This window comes from Clostridium cibarium (assembly GCF_014836335.1).
Lineage (GTDB): Bacteria > Bacillota > Clostridia > Clostridiales > Clostridiaceae > Clostridium > Clostridium cibarium.
Map to the genome: position 1 here is coordinate 215,952 of NZ_JACSRA010000001.1, position 16,022 is coordinate 231,973.

The following is a 16,022-nucleotide window of genomic DNA, read 5'->3' on the forward strand; positions in this document are numbered from 1 at the left end:
TTTATATATTAATACAATAACGTTGTACTAACTCTCCATCTTCCAACACTTCATTTTCATTGAATCTACCATTATAAACCTAGCCGCCAATACTTTCCACATAATTATTTGTTCTAACATACATTTTACCCCAATATAATACAAAATCTCCCATGTATTGTATATAGTTTGAATTTATAGTATACTTTTATTGTAATATTATGATAAATATACAATTATGAGAAAGGAATGTTTAAAATGTCGTTTTTACTCAAAAAATCAAAGTTTAAGTGGATCTCAAATATTGTGCCTACGATTAGCTTATTTGCAATTGTATTCGGATGCAACTTATTATTTTCTAAGGCTCTTAAAGTTAGTGCATTAGATAGCATCTCTTTGCCTAATGCTAGTAAGGTAGGTATTAAGGAAATTTCAGCTGGGGATTATACTGTTACATTTATTAAAAATAATGGTACTGCCTTAGGTCTTGGTAATGGTCAAGCACTTGGTACAGGAAGCACTGAGTATTATAAACCTTCAAAATTGTCTGTAGATAATATTAAACAAATTTCCCATGGCAGAGGCTTTTCTGTTATTCTAAAAAATGATGGTACATTATACTCATCTGGTTGGAATGCTACTGGCCAATTAGGAATAGGCTCTACTACAGATCAAAGTTCACCAGTAAAGGTCTCTATATCTGATGTTAAGGAAATTAATTGTGGTGCTGAGTACGCACTTTACTTAAAGAATGATGGGAGCCTTTGGTATTCTGGATCATTTGGAAATAGAAAATCTACAACTCCAGCTAATACTGGAATCTCTGGCATCAAGAAAATGATTTCAGGAAGATACAATTGTATCTTAGTAAGAAATGATAATACTCTACTGTTCGTAGGAAATGCTGATGCCATTGGTTTAAGTAAGACAACATCTGATCCAACAACTATAACTAACTTTAGATATTCTGATCTTAAACAAATTTCTTGTGGTTATGAAAATACACTATACCTTAAAAATGATGGTACTGTTTGGGGATATGGATCCAATAATGGTATGGGAGACATTTTTAGTTATAACCAAACTACATTAAAGCAAATACCTATAAGTGGTGTAAAACAAGTTAGCTGTGGAAAATGGCATACTGTATTTCTTAAAAATGATGGTACTGTTTGGGGCGTTGGCTCAAACATGTCAGGTCAGCTAGGAATTGGAAATACTAATAGTCAAAGCCAGCTAGCTAAAATGTCAATTGACAATGTGGCTCAAGTAATTGCCGGCGATGGTTATACAATATTCGTAAAAAATGATGGTACCATTTGGTTTACAGGAGAAACTTCAGGACTTCGCCAGCTTCTTAAATCAGATAATACTACCACACCAGTATTAATATCAAATATATTTTTCAGTTTAGATCGTGCTACAGAAGCTGTATTAAAAGCAGAAAATTCTAAATTACAATCTGATGTAAATGCTGCTAAAACTCTACTAAATGACTTACCAGAAAATTCTGGAGATGATTATAGTAATTTAACTAATAGACTATATAAAGTACAATATTATATAGATAATTTATCTAATGCGACAAATGCTGTAATTGCTGCTGAAAACACCAAAACTCAAGCTAATATTTCTTCTGCTCAAGCTGCTATCAATTCCCTTCCAAATGGAGATTCTAATAGGATAGCTCTTCAAAAAAGACTTGATGCAGTTAAAACTTATTTAACTTACCAAGCTCAATTATTAAATGCTAAAAATGCAGTCGCTAAAGCAGAAAACTCTAAACTACAAACAGATGTAACTTCTGCCCAATCTCTAGTAACAGCATTACAAAATGGAGCTGATAAAACAGCGCTTCAAGCAAGATTAACATCAGTTCAAAATTATATTAATAATGTAGCTGCTGCAACAACTAAGGTAACATCTGCAGAAACTACTAAAACACAAGCTAGTATTGATTTAGCACAATCTGCTATTAACTTATTACCAGTTGGTGACAATACTAGAACTGCTCTACAGAATAGATTGAATGCTGTACAAGCCTCTATTACTTATCAAACACAATTAGCTAATGCAACTAATGCAGTAGCTAAAGCAGAAGTAACAAAATTACAAGCAGATGTAACTTCAGCGCAAACATTAGTAACAGCATTAATAGATGGAGCACCTAAAACTGCATTACAAACAAGGCTAACAGCAGTGCAACTCTACATTGATAATGTTAATTACGCTACAACTAAAGTTGAAAATGCAGAAAACACTAAAGTGCAAGCTAATGTTGATTTAGCTCAAGCTGCAATCAATTTATTACCAGAAGGAGATAGTAATAGAGATACACTCCAAAGTAGATTAGATGCTATTCAAAATTATATAGATAACTTACCAAGTGCAACTAATATTAAAGTTACCCAAATTGGCAAAGATTCAATTTCAATAAGTTGGCAACCTAATTCTATTAATAAACTAAGATATCAAATAAAAGTAGGCTCTCAGTACGTTGCACTAGATGGTACATTAACAACAACTCCAACATGGATTTTGCTTACTAACAAGAACTTTACTATTAAAGGATTAACTACAAACACATCTTATGATATAAGTGTTAAAGCTCGTAATCAAGAAGGTATAATTTGCTTTGAAAGTGGAACAGTTACTGCAACTACTTTAAATTAATGAGTTTAAATAATTCCAATTAGTAAGGCGTACATATACAAGCTTTAATATGTGAATAATTTACAAAACAAACCTCCAACTATCAACAATAGTAATAGTTGGAGGCTTTTATATAATCACAGAAAAATTTCAACCTCATGGACTTACTAAATTCCATACTTCATTTTAATACGTTCCATCTTTCCTAGCATGGGTTTATAAATAAGGGCTAAAAATATAACAGTAGAAGCACTATGAACTAAATCAAAATAAAATCCTGAAACATATACAGCTAAAACAGCTTCCAAAGTAACCTTCTGCATTGTTATAAATAGAGTGCTTAAATTAATTAATCCTCCATAAATAATTAAGGTGGTTACTCCTCCAAATAAACATAAGAGCCATCTCTTTTCCTTAAGTTTACTCTCACTAAATATCAATCCAGCTAAAAAGCCAACTAATCCAAAGGCGAACATTTGCCACGGAGTCCAAGGTCCTTGTCCAAAGAAAAAATTAGATACAAAAGCTGATAATGCTCCAGTTAAAAATCCTGCTTCTCTTCCAAAACAAACACCTGCAACTATTACTATTGCCATAACTGGCTTAAACTGTGGAATCATGAAAAAAGCCATTCTTCCAACTACAGCTATAGCAACAAGTACTGCTATCAATACCATCTCTCTAGCCTGTAATCTTTTTTTTTCAAATAACATTAAAAAAGGTATAATGCTGAGGATAATAATAAGCAAACTAATAAAATAATATTTTCTATCTCCTAAAATAAATATGCCACAAAAAATAGTTAAAGTGATAAAAAATAAAATTACTACTAGACTAATTATTTTTTTGTTTACAAGTTTTTTCTGCATAAGCTAATCACATCCTTACAAGTCACCGCACCTTTAAATACATATCTACTTATCTTGTTAGCTGAAGTTGTATAAAAATTATTTTCGCTAAAAAATTTCTTAGGCACTCCGCTCGTTACAATATTTCCGTCAAAAAACATTCCACAAGTATCTGAATACTCAGCAGCAAATTCTAAGTCATGAGTTACCATAATTATAGTTTTCCCCTGACATTGAAGTCTTTTTAATATTTCACCAAACTTTTCCTTATAGTGATTATCTAAAGCTTTAGTTGGCTCATCTAAAAGTAGTATTTCAGGTTCAAGCATTAATACCTTTGCTAAAGCTGCTTTTTGAGCTTCTCCCCCACTTAAATCATATGGATGCATATCTAAAATATCATTTATTTCTACTACTTGTGAAATCTTTGATAATTTTCTTTCCTTTTCCTCTTCCTTTATATTTACATCAAATAATATCTCCATCAAATCTTCTCTAACAGTATTTTTTACAAATATAGTTTGCGGATTTTGCGGAAGCACTCCTAAATTCTTATTAAATAGCTCATTAGATGAATATTTTTTAACATCTTTTCCTTTAATATAAACTTTTCCTCTATAAGGCTTATTTATCCCACTAATTAAATTAAGACTAGTAGTTTTTCCTGTTCCATTTCCACCTAATATAGAATAAAATTCACCTTTATGTACAGTTAATGAAAAATCCTTTACTACATTTTCTGAATGTTTATCATATTTAAACCAAACTTCTCTAATTTCTATAATTTTTTCATCAAAAATTTTATCTTCTGCTTCTATTTCAGTTATTACTCTTTCATTATCCTTCAATAACTTCTGAAGCCACCTTCTACCATCTCTAAGAGTTATAGGACAATCTAAATCATTAACTACCTCAGCATATATCTTTGTAGCAGTTGGAAGAGATAAAAACATATCATTTTCACTTTTCTTTAAAAAAGCACCTATATTCTTTGGTTTATCATAAGTTATAACTTTACCTTTTTCCATAACAAGAACCTTATCTGCCATTGAAAAAACTTTATCTAGTCTATGCTCTGTTAATATTACAGTTACTCCAAGATCCTTATTTATCTTTTCAATAGTATCTAAAAATTCATTTGCTGCTATAGGATCTAACTGTGATGTCGGTTCATCTAATATTAAAACCCTTGGATTCATAGCCATAACAGAAGCTAAATTCAATGTTTGCTTTTCCCCTCCTGATAACTCTGTTACATCCTTATAAAACCACTTTTCTATACCAAAATAACTTGCCATTTCCGAAACTCTAACTCTTATGGCATCATTATCATACCCTAAATTTTCTAACCCAAAAGCTAGTTCATGCCATACCTTATCAGTAACCAATTGATTTTCCGGATTTTGATATACATATCCTAGTTCTTCTGCTGCTTTTCTTTCACTTATATCTTCAATTCTTTTTCCTTTATAAAAAACAGCTCCTTTTCTATCTCCATGTGGAATTAATGTAGGCTTCAAATGTTTTAACAATGTACTTTTACCACATCCAGATTTTCCACAAATCAATACAAAATCTCCACTTTTTATACTTAAATTTATATCTACTAAAGCTGGTTTATCCTTAAGCAGATATTTAAAAGTTAACTCTTCTATTTTGATAATTTCCATTTAATCTCCTCCCAAACATTAATAATTATAGGAAATATATTAAGTAAGAAATATGTTAAATATGTTATCAAGCCAATACTTGAAATATTATTTATTTTTATCTTTGGAAAATAATTTGCACTTCCTAACTCAAAGCTAATTCCACATAATGTTATCCCTATGAGTACCAATAATACGCCTAAAATTATTTTATCTCTTAAGCTAAACTTATATAAATAAAAGCTTGTTCTTCCCTTTAAACCATATCCCCTTGCCTTCATTGAATCTGCCGTTTCTATAGCATTTTCTAAAGCCCATGTGATTAACATGGATAAAATCTTTACTCCGTGATTTATTCTTTCAAAGATATTTCCATTAGTAATATCTTTCCCTATTGATTTCTGTCCATTTGATATAACTTTAATTTGTGCCTTAAATCTTGGGACAAACCTTAATACCATAGCTACAATAAGAGAATTCTTTGGCATTACCCTCCCGAATAAGTACATGAATTTATCAGATGTCATAACTACATTATATGCACTAAACCATATCAATACAGAAACTAACATAATAGCTGATGCAACTCCATATATTATAGCTTCAAGAGTTATTGGATTATTATTTATATACAAAATTATTGTAGCTCCTTCATGATTAAATAATGGGTTCAAAATTGTAAGAAATATAATCATTGGCATCATGTATATGACATTAAACTTTAAGGCTTTTATTCCCTTTAAATAAACTGAATATAGCATAGATCCTATTAATGAGATTCCTAAAAAGATAGGATCCATTAAAAACATGCTAAACATTATTACAAAAAGAAAATATGTAAAATTAATTAAAGGATGCAATCTTGAAAAACTATCCATTGATTTTCTATACATAAACTTCACTACCTCAAATCATTTCCATAATCACATGTATATATAAACGCTATAGTATCTCCATTATAAACTTTCTGCTCTGATGCTGATTTCCCCAGCACTTTTCCATTATATTTGTACATCCATCCACTTTTGCTACCACAGTCTTTTTCAAACAAATTATTTATTCCTTTAATGTAACTTCCGTTCAGAGATACAGGAATTCCTGTCTTAATCAAAACATCTAACACGCTTTCACCATCATTAATTTCTATTTTTCCTAAAAAAATATTACCATTGTCTCCAAGAGTACTTTCTTTTCCCGCAGTCAAACTCTCCATATTATTCAAAACATTTTTAGCATCAATAGAAAAGTTAACATATGACTTAGTTTGTTGCGCTTCCTGCTTTGTACCATTACTTGTGCCTGTATTATTATTCCCTTGATCCATAGGTTTATTGTTTGCTGACTCTACTGAACCAGTATTTTCTGATCCATTTGAATTTTTACTAGCAGGTGTTACCGCTTTCCCTGTTTCATTAGATTCACTCTTTTGAGCCTCTTCTTTATCATTACCACTTTCATTATTTACTACTTGATTTTGTGAATTTGAATCTACGTTTTTCTCATCTGTATTTCCACTTTCATCTTGCATCACTTCTACTTTATTACTCGCCACCTCTTCAGGTGTTTGTATTTTAAGACCTCTTATTCCTAGAATTATAGCAAATAATACACATATACAAATAGCTATTACTTTCCAATATCTTCTTATCATTATAATATCACCTCAAATATTACTCTAAACTATACTTATAACTATTCAAAATAAGATCAATTCTTAAGGATAATACCATTAAGAATTGATCTCTAATTATCTAACTTCTTTTAATGATTTCTTTCTAATTACTACCATTACGCCTGTCATAACAGCCATAATAATTAATAACACATTAAAGCTTCCATTGTCTCCAGTTTTAATCTCATTTACTTCACTAGATTTTGCAGTATCACCAGCAGTTACATTAGTAGCTACACTTCTATCTTGAACTTCAATTTGTTGAACTTTAGGCTCTTCTTTTTGAGGTTCCAGTTGCTTTGCTTGTACACTAACATCTATAAGATCATATAAAGAATTTTTCCCTTCTAGTAGTCTTTCATATGATACTAAAGCATATAATAATTGTGTAGATGCAATATTATCAGGAGTTTCATCTGTACTAGAGTTTTTAAATCCCCCACCTTGCACATAATAACTAGTCATAACATCTATTAAATCCATTGTTTTTACAAATCCACTTTGAACTAAAGTAGGATTTTTCTTTAGGTTATCTAAAGCTACAACTACCTGTGCCGCTGTACATGGGCTTTCGTAAGTTTGAGAACCATATACACTTACGTAGTCACCTTTTGCTGTTTGATTATTTTTTAATATATTTAAACATGTATCAACAGCAGTTTTTACTTCTGGTCTATCATAATATTTTGCCAAAGCTTGAACTACCATAGCTGTTGTATCTATATCTGCAGTAGCTGCTGTATTATCCCAACTAAATCCACCATCTCCAGTTCTAAGTGATAACATTTTTGTAATTATAGAACTTCTTGTGTTCTTTGAATTTGCTGGAGCTTCATAATTTTTAGAATCTAAAGCTATTAATGCATATGCAAGTTCACTAACCCCATTATTTCCAAGACCTTCTCTGTTCCATATTAAATCCACTAAATTTAATCCTACCACATTCTTAGGATCTTTTCCTATTGAATTTAATGCTAACACTAATTTTTCAGCATCAGTAATTGATGTCCAATCTGACTTAGCTACATCAGAAGTAAAAGGCACGGCTTTCTTTACTTCCTCCATAATCTTACCTTCTACACTCTTGTAGTATTTATCATAATAACTAGATGGTATACTTTTCTTGGAACGAGCTATTGCAACAACACTCCACTCATTTCCATATAAGGCATCCTTTTTAACTAAATAATCTACAGTTGTATTAATCATATTTTCCAAAGTATTATTATCTACAGCAGCTTGTACTGTTTCTTTTGTTGGTATAGCAATAACTAATGATAAAATAAATATAATTGCTAAAAATCTTGATATTATTTTTTTCATTTTCCTTCCTCCTCGAAGCAAATTTTATGATTGATTTATGGCAGGTCTCCTGGCTTAAAGCATCATACCTACTTTCTTACCTTCCCAAAAATTGTTTTTCAGTGGTTTATTAAGATTTCGTAGCTTAATACAGTAGCGAGGGCTGCTAGGGATTCCGACCCTATTCCCTTTTAGTATAAAACCATATACCTTAGTTTATATATCATATAAGTTCATTGTCAACTAAAATAATTAGATTTGTAACTTTATTAAAAAATAAAATTAATTTTGGCCAGATTAATTTATTTTTCATCCCACATTAACACAATATTCACTACAAATACAAAGAATATCTTTAAGTTATTTATTTATAGGAGGATATTCTTTATACGGTATACGAATTGAAACTCCAGTGTCATCAAATCCATATGGTATCCCTTCTATAGCACTTCTACCATTGAATAAATTAACTCCACTCATATAAAGTACCTTTGCCATTTCATTTGCATCTTGCAAAACAGTTCCTGTCATATATCCTTTATCTATATATTCTCTTGCCTCTGGTATAGCATCCACACCTACGATTGGAATCATCTTCTTTGGATCTCCAGTGTTAAATCCATATTTCTGTAAAGCTTTTACAGCCCCTATAGCCATGGCATCATTATTTGAAATTATAAATTCAATTTTATTTCCGTAACTTAAATATAAAGTTTGCATAAAATATTTAGCAGTATCTTCACTCCAATTACAATATACTGCTTCTAATTCATTTGTTTCTATTCCTGCATTATTTATTGTTAAAATAGAATATCTAGACCTTTCTATTGTCTCTATATTATTAGGTTCTCCTTTTAACATAATATACCCAATTTTACCATCCCCATTTTTATCTATATCTCCTTTGTTACTTTTCCATAGCCTAGTTATTATATTACCTTGTAATATACCTGCTTGACTTGGGTCTGTTCCTACAAATATAGCCCTATTATAGGATCTTATTGAATCTTTTATAGGAGGTTCCCTATTATATAATATAACAGGAACATTTTTCTGTTTAATCATATCTATAACGGTTTTTGCTTCTGTTATATCTACCAAATTTACAAATAAAATATCAATGCCTCCTTGAAGAAAATTATTTATGCTAAGATTTTGTATCTCTTGACTGTTTTTACAATCTACAAAAATAAATTCAACCTTTCCTTCATTTTCTTTTTGAATTTGTTCTAAACTTTTATGTACTTCTAAAATATATTGGTCATCAGATTTATATTCAAGAACTCCAATTTTTAAAGGAACTATTCCATTTGTATTATATACGTTCGAGACACTTTTACAAAAGTTTTGAAATATTAAAGATACTAAAATTATTAAAATAAGGCTTCCTAATATTCTATTAAAATACTTCATTTAGTTCCTCCTTAAAGATAACTATATTTAATAATTTATTTCTTAAAAAATTATTTTACATATTCCTTATATGGTATACGAATTGAAACCCCTGTATCATCAAAATTATATGCTGTTCCATCAATAGCGCTTTTTCTATTAATTAAATTTAAACCACAAGTATAGATAGCCTTTGCTGTTTCCATAACATCTTGAACAACAGTACCTGTCATGTATCCTTTTTCAATATACTCAATTGCAATTGGTATGGCATCCACACCAACAATCGGAATCATTTTATTTGGATCTCCAGTATTGTATCCATATTTTTGTAGAGTTCTAATTGCCCCTATAGCCATTGCATCATTATTTGAAATAATGGCTTCAATTTTATTTCCATAACTTAAATATACAGTATTCATGACACTTTCTGCTGTACTTCCATCCCATGAGCAAAAAACCGATGTTAATTCTTCTGTACCTATACCTTCACTATTAATAGTTAATACAGAGTATCTTGTTCTTTCAAGAGTCTCAATGTTATAAGGTTCTCCTTTTAGCATAACGTACTGAAGTTTATTATCCCTATTTTTATCGATAAGTTTCTTATTGATACTCCATAGTTTGTAAAATATTTTTCCTTGTAAAATTCCAGCTTCTGCCGCATCGGTTCCTATAAATACAGCTCGATTATATGATTTTATAGCATCTGTTGTAAGTGGTTCTCTATTATAGAAAATAATTGGTATATTTTTTTGTTTAACCATATTGATTACATTTTGTGCTGTATTAATATCTACTATATTAACTACCAAAAGATCAATACCTTCCTGAAGCAGCTTATTGATACTTGCATTTTGAACTTCTTGATTATCTTTTGCATCATAAAAAAGGAATTCAACTTTGCCCAGATTATCTCTTTGAATCTGTTCTAAACTTTTATGGATTTCCAAAATATATTGATCGCTTGATTTGTATTCCATAACTCCTATCTTTAAAGTTTTTTCCTCATTTACCTTTGATAAACACAAAGCATTTTTTTCGTTACCTTGAAAAATCACTGTTGCAAAAATAATAATTGCAAAAACTCCTATTATTTTTCTAAATTTATACATATCTCTCCTCCAAGTAATTACAAACTATATCACTCACTAACTTTATTATACTTTTTAATGCAAAAATTTATTCTATAATGAAAATTGAGCAAAAAAATAGAGCCTTTAATCATAAAAGACTCTAATTTTTTTGAATTATGCTTCAAGTAAAAATGCGTAATAACCTCTCATAGTTTCGTATATATCAACTTTACTTGCAATTTCCCAAGGCGCATGCATATTAAGAACAGGCACTCCGCAATCTATTACTTCCATATTATATTGAGCTAAAATATATGCGATTGTTCCTCCACCACCCTGATCTACTTTTCCAAGTTCAGCTGTCTGTATAGTCACATCATGTTTATCCATTATATTTCTAACTTCAGCCATATATTCAGCATTAGCATCATTACAATTATATTTTCCTCTTGCTCCAGTATACTTATTAAATACCATTCCTTTGCCCAAGTAAGCAGCATTTTTCTTTTCCATTACCGATGGAAAGTTTGGATCAAAGGCTGCACTTACATCAGATGATAACATCTTAGAATTATTTAAGCATCTTCTAAGTTTAATTTCTGAATAACCTTCAACTTTATCCATTACTTCCGCTACTGTATTCTCAAAGAATCTAGAGTGCATTCCTGTTGCTCCTACACTACCAATTTCTTCTTTGTCAACTAAAATGCATACACATGTTTTATCTGGCTTTTCTATATCAATTATTGACATAAGTGATGCATAAGAACAAACCCTGTCATCATGTCCATATCCCATAACCATACTTCTATCTATTCCATAATCTCTTGCTTTACCAGCTGGGACAACTTCAAGTTCTGCTGATATGAAATCTTCCTCTTCAAAATTGTACTTTTCTTTTAATATCTTAAGAATATTGGCCTTAACTTTATTCTTCTCTTTTCCTTTTAGTGGCATACTTCCTACTAATACATTTAATTCTTCCCCTTCAATTACCTTATTAGCTTTTTTCTCTAATTGATTTTGAGCTAAATGAACTAAAAGATCAGTTACGCCTACTACTGGATCATTGTCATCTTCTCCTATTACAACATCAATTATAGTTCCATCTTTTTTTACTACTACTCCATGAATGGCTAAAGGTAAAGTAACCCACTGATACTTTTTTATTCCACCATAATAATGTGTATCTAAAAGAACTTGCTCCGTATCTTCATATAAAGGATTTTGCTTTATATCTAATCTTGGCGAATCAATATGTGCTCCTAATATCTTTAAACCATCTTCAAATCTATTTTTTCCTATTATGAATAATGCTATTGATTTATCCTTATTATTAGCATAAATTTTATCATAAACTTTGAGCTTTTCACCGTTTTTTATAACATCTTCAATATTCCTAAATCCATTAGCTTCAGCTATCTTTATAGTTTCCTTAACACATTCTCTTTCTGTTTTGCACTTTGATATGAACTCTTTATATCCGTCGCTAAAATCAAAGACTTTCTTTACACCCTTTTCATCGTACTTTTCCCAAACATTTTTTTCTTCATTACTCATCTGTCTACATCCCTTTCTTACTATCTTACTTCATATTTCTCCCCTCAATCTCCATCCTCTTTTCGATTATATCAACAGGTGAAATGTTTGACATTAACTGCTGACGGTAATTTACTGCTGCTGCTTCAATTATAACTGCTATGTTTCTACCTGGTCTCACTGGCACTGTCAATTTCTTTATGTAAACTCCTAGTATGTCCATATATTCATCATTTATTCCTAACCTGTCATAATCATTATCATCTTTCCAATGTTCAAAATGCATAATAAGGGTTATCTTCTTTTTCTGCTGAACCGAACTTAATCCATAAAGAGCTGAAACATCTATTATTCCTATTCCTCTAACCTCTAACATCCCTATTGTAACATTTGGTGAACTACCAATAAGATCACCATCTATTTCTTTAATATCTACAGCATCATCAGTAACAAGCCTATGTCCCCTCTTAATAAGCTCTAAAGCAGTTTCACTTTTCCCAATCCCACTTTCTCCTGTAATTAGAATTCCTATACCATAAACGTCTACTAATACTCCATGTAATCTTGTTTCTGGAGCAAGCTTGTCTGCAAGATATAATGTAAGCTTACTCATAAGCTTTGTTGTTACAAGCTCACTTCTTAATATCCATATCTCTTTCTTTGCTGCCAATTCTATAAATTCTTCATGCGGTTCTAATCCCCTAGATATAATTATACAATTCATTTCTGAAGTAAAATATTTTTTTAACCTTTTCCTTCTAACTTCAAATTGCATATCATCTAGAAAGCTCCATTCTGCTTTACCTATAACTTGAATTCTTTCTGGAGCGAAATAGTTATAAAACCCCGCTAACTGAAGGCCTGGTCTATTTATATCGTTTACCTTTATTTCTTGTTCTAAATTCCCCTTTACTAAAACCTCTAAATCAAAATCCTTAATAAGCTTTTCTACCCTTACCGCCAACTTTAATCACCTCTTATTTTTTCTTTTTGGGTTCAATTCCTTCTAATTGCCCTCTAAAATTACGTTTAACATTATCAATATATCTTTGTCTAAATTTCTGCTGTAATTCCTTTTCTTGATCTGACAATCCTTCTTCTTGACTTTTCTTATATAACCTATTTATATTCTCTATAACTTCCTCTATCTTCATTGAATCAATATCCATTAATACAACTCCTTATAATATATCTTAAGCTTATTTTACATATTATTCACTATATTATCAACCATTCCTTTTATCAACCTTTCCTTAATGCTGACATTTATTTTTCATTTATGCTACGAAGATTTTTAATAATACATTATCCTATATATTTCTCTCCAATTTTATACTAACTTGTATTTTTATGTAAAATCTTATCTAACTGTTTTAATTTACATTTTTCACCATTATGGTATAATTATCCCATAAATTATTTTTTTACTATATAAAGGGGTGATACTATGAATAGGACAATACTAATAAAACAAATAAATCGTAGAAAAAAGCTAATTAATTTTTTACTTAGATTCCTTCCACCTACTAATTTCTTTATGATAATTTTGTCTAAAAATTTGGACAAGCTAATCTATAAATACCAGAAATTATTATATATAAACCACTGTTCCAAAAGGCGCCAATTTTTTTATCTAGGGTTATCGGCATAAGATTTATATATCACCGCCTAAAACTATATAAAAAAACCTCAATATTAACTATTGAGGTTTTTAAATACAATCAATTCCCAACATGCCGTTTGCTTATACATTCATACCTGCGCCTCGCAGGTGGGTTAAGCTCATCTTACTTCAGCCATCTTCTAACAAAACGGAAGCTCGACATCCATAAAACTGTTGCAAATCCCGTATATAATATGTAGGTTGAACATAGTAAGCTAGGCGTACATCTCAGGATCTCTTTATGTTTCTATTATAACATATAATTTATACAATGCAATATGCAATTCTTGCCTATAAGTAATCGTTTAATGCATCTTCCATATCCCATTCAAAAGTATTATTGCATACTATAACTGCAAACTTAACATATTCAATATTATTAGCATGGCTAGTTATAACTTTCGAAAGACTTGAAGTTCCAAACTCTTCATTCATATCATCAAGTATTTCCTCTATATTGTCCTTAGCCACATCATATAAATATGAAAAATACCACTCTCTATACCACTCATTACTTTCTTCCTCTACGTCGCTTTCTTCATTAGCATATGACCTTGCTGCAGACATCTCTTCTTTGTCAAAATCATAAAAGAAGTTAAATACAACATAATTATCTTCGGATTTTATTTCCTTAATCTCTGATATATCATTATCTTCTAAAAATTCTATAATTTCTGTGATTTCCATTTGATCTATGCTCCTTAATAAATAAGTTTCTTATATTCCTTCTTAACTGCTAAAAATTCTTTATCATCTTCCACCAAATTTAACTCTTCTTTTCCATCTACATTATCTATCCTAAAGACAAAAACATCCTCACTGTCTTTTTCTTCAAGTGGTGCTAATAATAAATATTCTTTCTTTTCAACAAATATTCTAGCTACAGCTTCAAAATCTACCTTATTACCATTCTCATCTCTAAATGACATTATTTCTTTATCTTCCAATTATAGTTCACTTCTTTCTTAATAATAATTCTAATTAAATAAGACACTTATTTAAAAATAAGTGTCTTTAATTACATACATTTTACATTAAACTAATAAAATTCTCAACCATTTCATCTGCTTTTTTATAATCATCTTCTGATGGAACAAAATAAAACTTAAATCCTTCCTCCACTACCTTTAACTTTAACGACTTTAATCTTGCTGTTAGCATAGGAACTCCTTCACCGCTCCATCCATAGGATCCAAAGGCTAATGCAGCCTTACTTCTATTTATATTAACATTAACGAGAGATAATAAATCCCAAGCAGGTTTTACCGCATCTGCATTTATTGTTGGTGATCCTATCATAAATCCTTTAGCTCTCTCAATTAATCTAACAGCTTCTTCAATCGACATAGCTGTTATTTCATGAACATCTGCCTTATATCCCTTTTCTTCTAGCTTATTCCTCATGTAAATTGCTATATCTCCAGTGTTTCCATAAGCAGTTACATAAAATATCTCTACTTTTTTAGGATCGATAGGTTCTTCTGAAGCCCATTCTCTATAATAGTCTAACGCTTTAGCTACATTCTCTCCTTGATGGACTGGTCCATGACTTGTAGCCATCATATCAATTTCTAAATCCTTTATCTTTTCAAGTCCCTTCAAAACATATGGCTTGAAAGGTCCCATTATACAATCAAAGTAATATTTCATTTCATCTAAATAATCGTCTGCTACAAGATCTTTAATTGATTTTTCAGGACAATAATGACACCCAGTAAAATCACAGGTAAATAATAATTTCTTTTCTTTAACATAAGTAAACATAGTGTCAGGCCAATGTAGATTTGGTGCTTTTATAAATTGCAATGTATTATTCCCAATATTTACATCTTCATCAGCTTCTAACCCATTAAAGGGTTCATTCACTATATTTTTTAAGAAATTTAAAGCCATTTTAGTCCCTATGACTGTAGCTTCTGGATAATCTTTAAGTAACATCTTTACAGTACCGCTATGGTCTAGTTCAGTATGTTGCACTACTATATAATCTACCTTTTTTTCTCCAATAATATCTTTTAAACTTTTTTTATAATCTTCATAAAATCCATTTTTACAACTATCTATTATTACTACTTTTTCATCATTTATTACATATGAATTATAAGTAGTTCCTCTTTTTGTTTCCATTATAATATCAAAAATTTTCAATTCCGGATCTTTTACTCCAATCCAATAAATATCATCATTCAATTTCTCTGCTGACATATGATTACCTCCTAATAACAATTCTCTCTTAATAAATTATACTAG

At 30.3% G+C, this 16,022-nt stretch carries 14 protein-coding genes, 1 other RNA gene and 1 riboswitch; of the genes, 1 reads left to right on the forward strand and 14 read right to left on the reverse strand.

The features are described 5' to 3' along the window. Positions 1-237 precede the first annotated feature (237 nt). Positions 238-2,652: a GA-like domain-containing protein gene (locus H9661_RS01040; RefSeq protein ID WP_207729605.1), complete on the forward strand. Its 2,415-nt coding sequence runs from the start codon at positions 238-240 to the stop codon at positions 2,650-2,652. Positions 2,653-2,798: 146 nt separating this feature from the next. On the opposite strand, the gene H9661_RS01045 is transcribed toward H9661_RS01040, so the two are convergent. The 14 genes from H9661_RS01045 to H9661_RS01110 form a co-directional block, all read right to left on the reverse strand. Beyond that, positions 2,799-3,500 (reverse strand): ECF transporter S component, encoded by a 702-nt coding sequence (locus tag H9661_RS01045; RefSeq protein ID WP_143316340.1) that lies wholly within the window; start codon positions 3,498-3,500, stop codon positions 2,799-2,801. Continuing rightward, positions 3,482-5,149, reverse strand: a complete 1,668-nt coding sequence (locus H9661_RS01050; RefSeq protein ID WP_191767483.1) for an ABC transporter ATP-binding protein — start codon at positions 5,147-5,149, stop codon at positions 3,482-3,484. The genes H9661_RS01045 and H9661_RS01050 overlap by 19 nt, the downstream gene beginning before the upstream one ends. After that, complete coding sequence (locus tag H9661_RS01055; protein ID WP_243129581.1) at positions 5,131-6,021, reverse strand: energy-coupling factor transporter transmembrane component T; 891 nt, start codon at positions 6,019-6,021, stop codon at positions 5,131-5,133. Before H9661_RS01055 ends, H9661_RS01050 begins: the two co-directional genes overlap by 19 nt. Positions 6,022-6,029: 8 nt before the next feature. Then, entirely contained in the window at positions 6,030-6,779 is a 750-nt protein-coding gene (locus H9661_RS01060) for a DUF4430 domain-containing protein (RefSeq protein ID WP_143316338.1), read from the reverse strand. Positions 6,780-6,875: 96 nt separating this feature from the next. Next, entirely contained in the window at positions 6,876-8,123 is a 1,248-nt protein-coding gene (locus H9661_RS01065; protein WP_143316337.1) for a prenyltransferase/squalene oxidase repeat-containing protein, read from the reverse strand. 22 nt (positions 8,124-8,145) lie between these two features. Next, a riboswitch (cobalamin riboswitch) is annotated at positions 8,146-8,324 on the reverse strand. Between the two features lie 138 nt (positions 8,325-8,462). Then, the gene (locus tag H9661_RS01070; protein WP_191767484.1) at positions 8,463-9,515 is read right to left on the reverse strand and encodes a galactose ABC transporter substrate-binding protein; all 1,053 of its coding nucleotides are present in this window, start codon (positions 9,513-9,515) and stop codon (positions 8,463-8,465) included. Between the two features lie 50 nt (positions 9,516-9,565). Then, on the reverse strand, positions 9,566-10,609 hold the full coding sequence (locus H9661_RS01075) for a galactose ABC transporter substrate-binding protein (RefSeq protein WP_143316335.1): 1,044 nt from the start codon (positions 10,607-10,609) through the stop codon (positions 9,566-9,568). Between the two features lie 135 nt (positions 10,610-10,744). Then, positions 10,745-12,130: an aminopeptidase gene (locus tag H9661_RS01080; RefSeq protein WP_143316334.1), complete on the reverse strand. Its 1,386-nt coding sequence runs from the start codon at positions 12,128-12,130 to the stop codon at positions 10,745-10,747. A 25-nt stretch (positions 12,131-12,155) separates the two neighbouring features. After that, positions 12,156-13,073: an HPr(Ser) kinase/phosphatase gene (hprK, locus tag H9661_RS01085; protein ID WP_143316333.1), complete on the reverse strand. Its 918-nt coding sequence runs from the start codon at positions 13,071-13,073 to the stop codon at positions 12,156-12,158. A gap of 13 nt (positions 13,074-13,086) precedes the next feature. After that, positions 13,087-13,278, reverse strand: a complete 192-nt coding sequence (locus H9661_RS01090) for a DUF896 domain-containing protein (protein ID WP_143316332.1) — start codon at positions 13,276-13,278, stop codon at positions 13,087-13,089. A gap of 552 nt (positions 13,279-13,830) precedes the next feature. After that, a non-coding RNA gene (ssrS, locus tag H9661_RS01095) (6S RNA) lies at positions 13,831-14,010 on the reverse strand. A 53-nt stretch (positions 14,011-14,063) separates the two neighbouring features. Next, positions 14,064-14,459: a hypothetical protein gene (locus H9661_RS01100; protein ID WP_143316330.1), complete on the reverse strand. Its 396-nt coding sequence runs from the start codon at positions 14,457-14,459 to the stop codon at positions 14,064-14,066. Positions 14,460-14,473: 14 nt separating this feature from the next. Then, a complete protein-coding gene (locus tag H9661_RS01105; protein ID WP_143316329.1) occupies positions 14,474-14,719 on the reverse strand; it encodes a DUF1292 domain-containing protein in 246 nt (81 codons plus the stop codon). Positions 14,720-14,801: 82 nt separating this feature from the next. Beyond that, on the reverse strand, positions 14,802-15,977 hold the full coding sequence (locus H9661_RS01110; protein WP_191767485.1) for an FprA family A-type flavoprotein: 1,176 nt from the start codon (positions 15,975-15,977) through the stop codon (positions 14,802-14,804). Positions 15,978-16,022 lie beyond the last annotated feature (45 nt).

Bases quoted from the DNA above. Each gene is read 5' to 3' on its own strand.
- H9661_RS01040 (WP_207729605.1), top strand. From the start codon at position 238: ATGTCGTTTTTACTCAAAAAATCAAAGTTTAAGTGGATCTCAAATATT.
- H9661_RS01045 (WP_143316340.1), bottom strand. From the start codon at position 3,500: ATGCAGAAAAAACTTGTAAACAAAAAAATAATTAGTCTAGTAGTAATT.
- H9661_RS01050 (WP_191767483.1), bottom strand. From the start codon at position 5,149: ATGGAAATTATCAAAATAGAAGAGTTAACTTTTAAATATCTGCTTAAG.
- H9661_RS01055 (WP_243129581.1), bottom strand. From the start codon at position 6,021: ATGTATAGAAAATCAATGGATAGTTTTTCAAGATTGCATCCTTTAATT.
- H9661_RS01060 (WP_143316338.1), bottom strand. From the start codon at position 6,779: ATGATAAGAAGATATTGGAAAGTAATAGCTATTTGTATATGTGTATTA.
- H9661_RS01065 (WP_143316337.1), bottom strand. From the start codon at position 8,123: ATGAAAAAAATAATATCAAGATTTTTAGCAATTATATTTATTTTATCA.
- H9661_RS01070 (WP_191767484.1), bottom strand. From the start codon at position 9,515: ATGAAGTATTTTAATAGAATATTAGGAAGCCTTATTTTAATAATTTTA.
- H9661_RS01075 (WP_143316335.1), bottom strand. From the start codon at position 10,609: ATGTATAAATTTAGAAAAATAATAGGAGTTTTTGCAATTATTATTTTT.
- H9661_RS01080 (WP_143316334.1), bottom strand. From the start codon at position 12,130: ATGAGTAATGAAGAAAAAAATGTTTGGGAAAAGTACGATGAAAAGGGT.
- H9661_RS01090 (WP_143316332.1), bottom strand. From the start codon at position 13,278: ATGGATATTGATTCAATGAAGATAGAGGAAGTTATAGAGAATATAAAT.
- H9661_RS01100 (WP_143316330.1), bottom strand. From the start codon at position 14,459: ATGGAAATCACAGAAATTATAGAATTTTTAGAAGATAATGATATATCA.
- H9661_RS01110 (WP_191767485.1), bottom strand. From the start codon at position 15,977: ATGTCAGCAGAGAAATTGAATGATGATATTTATTGGATTGGAGTAAAA.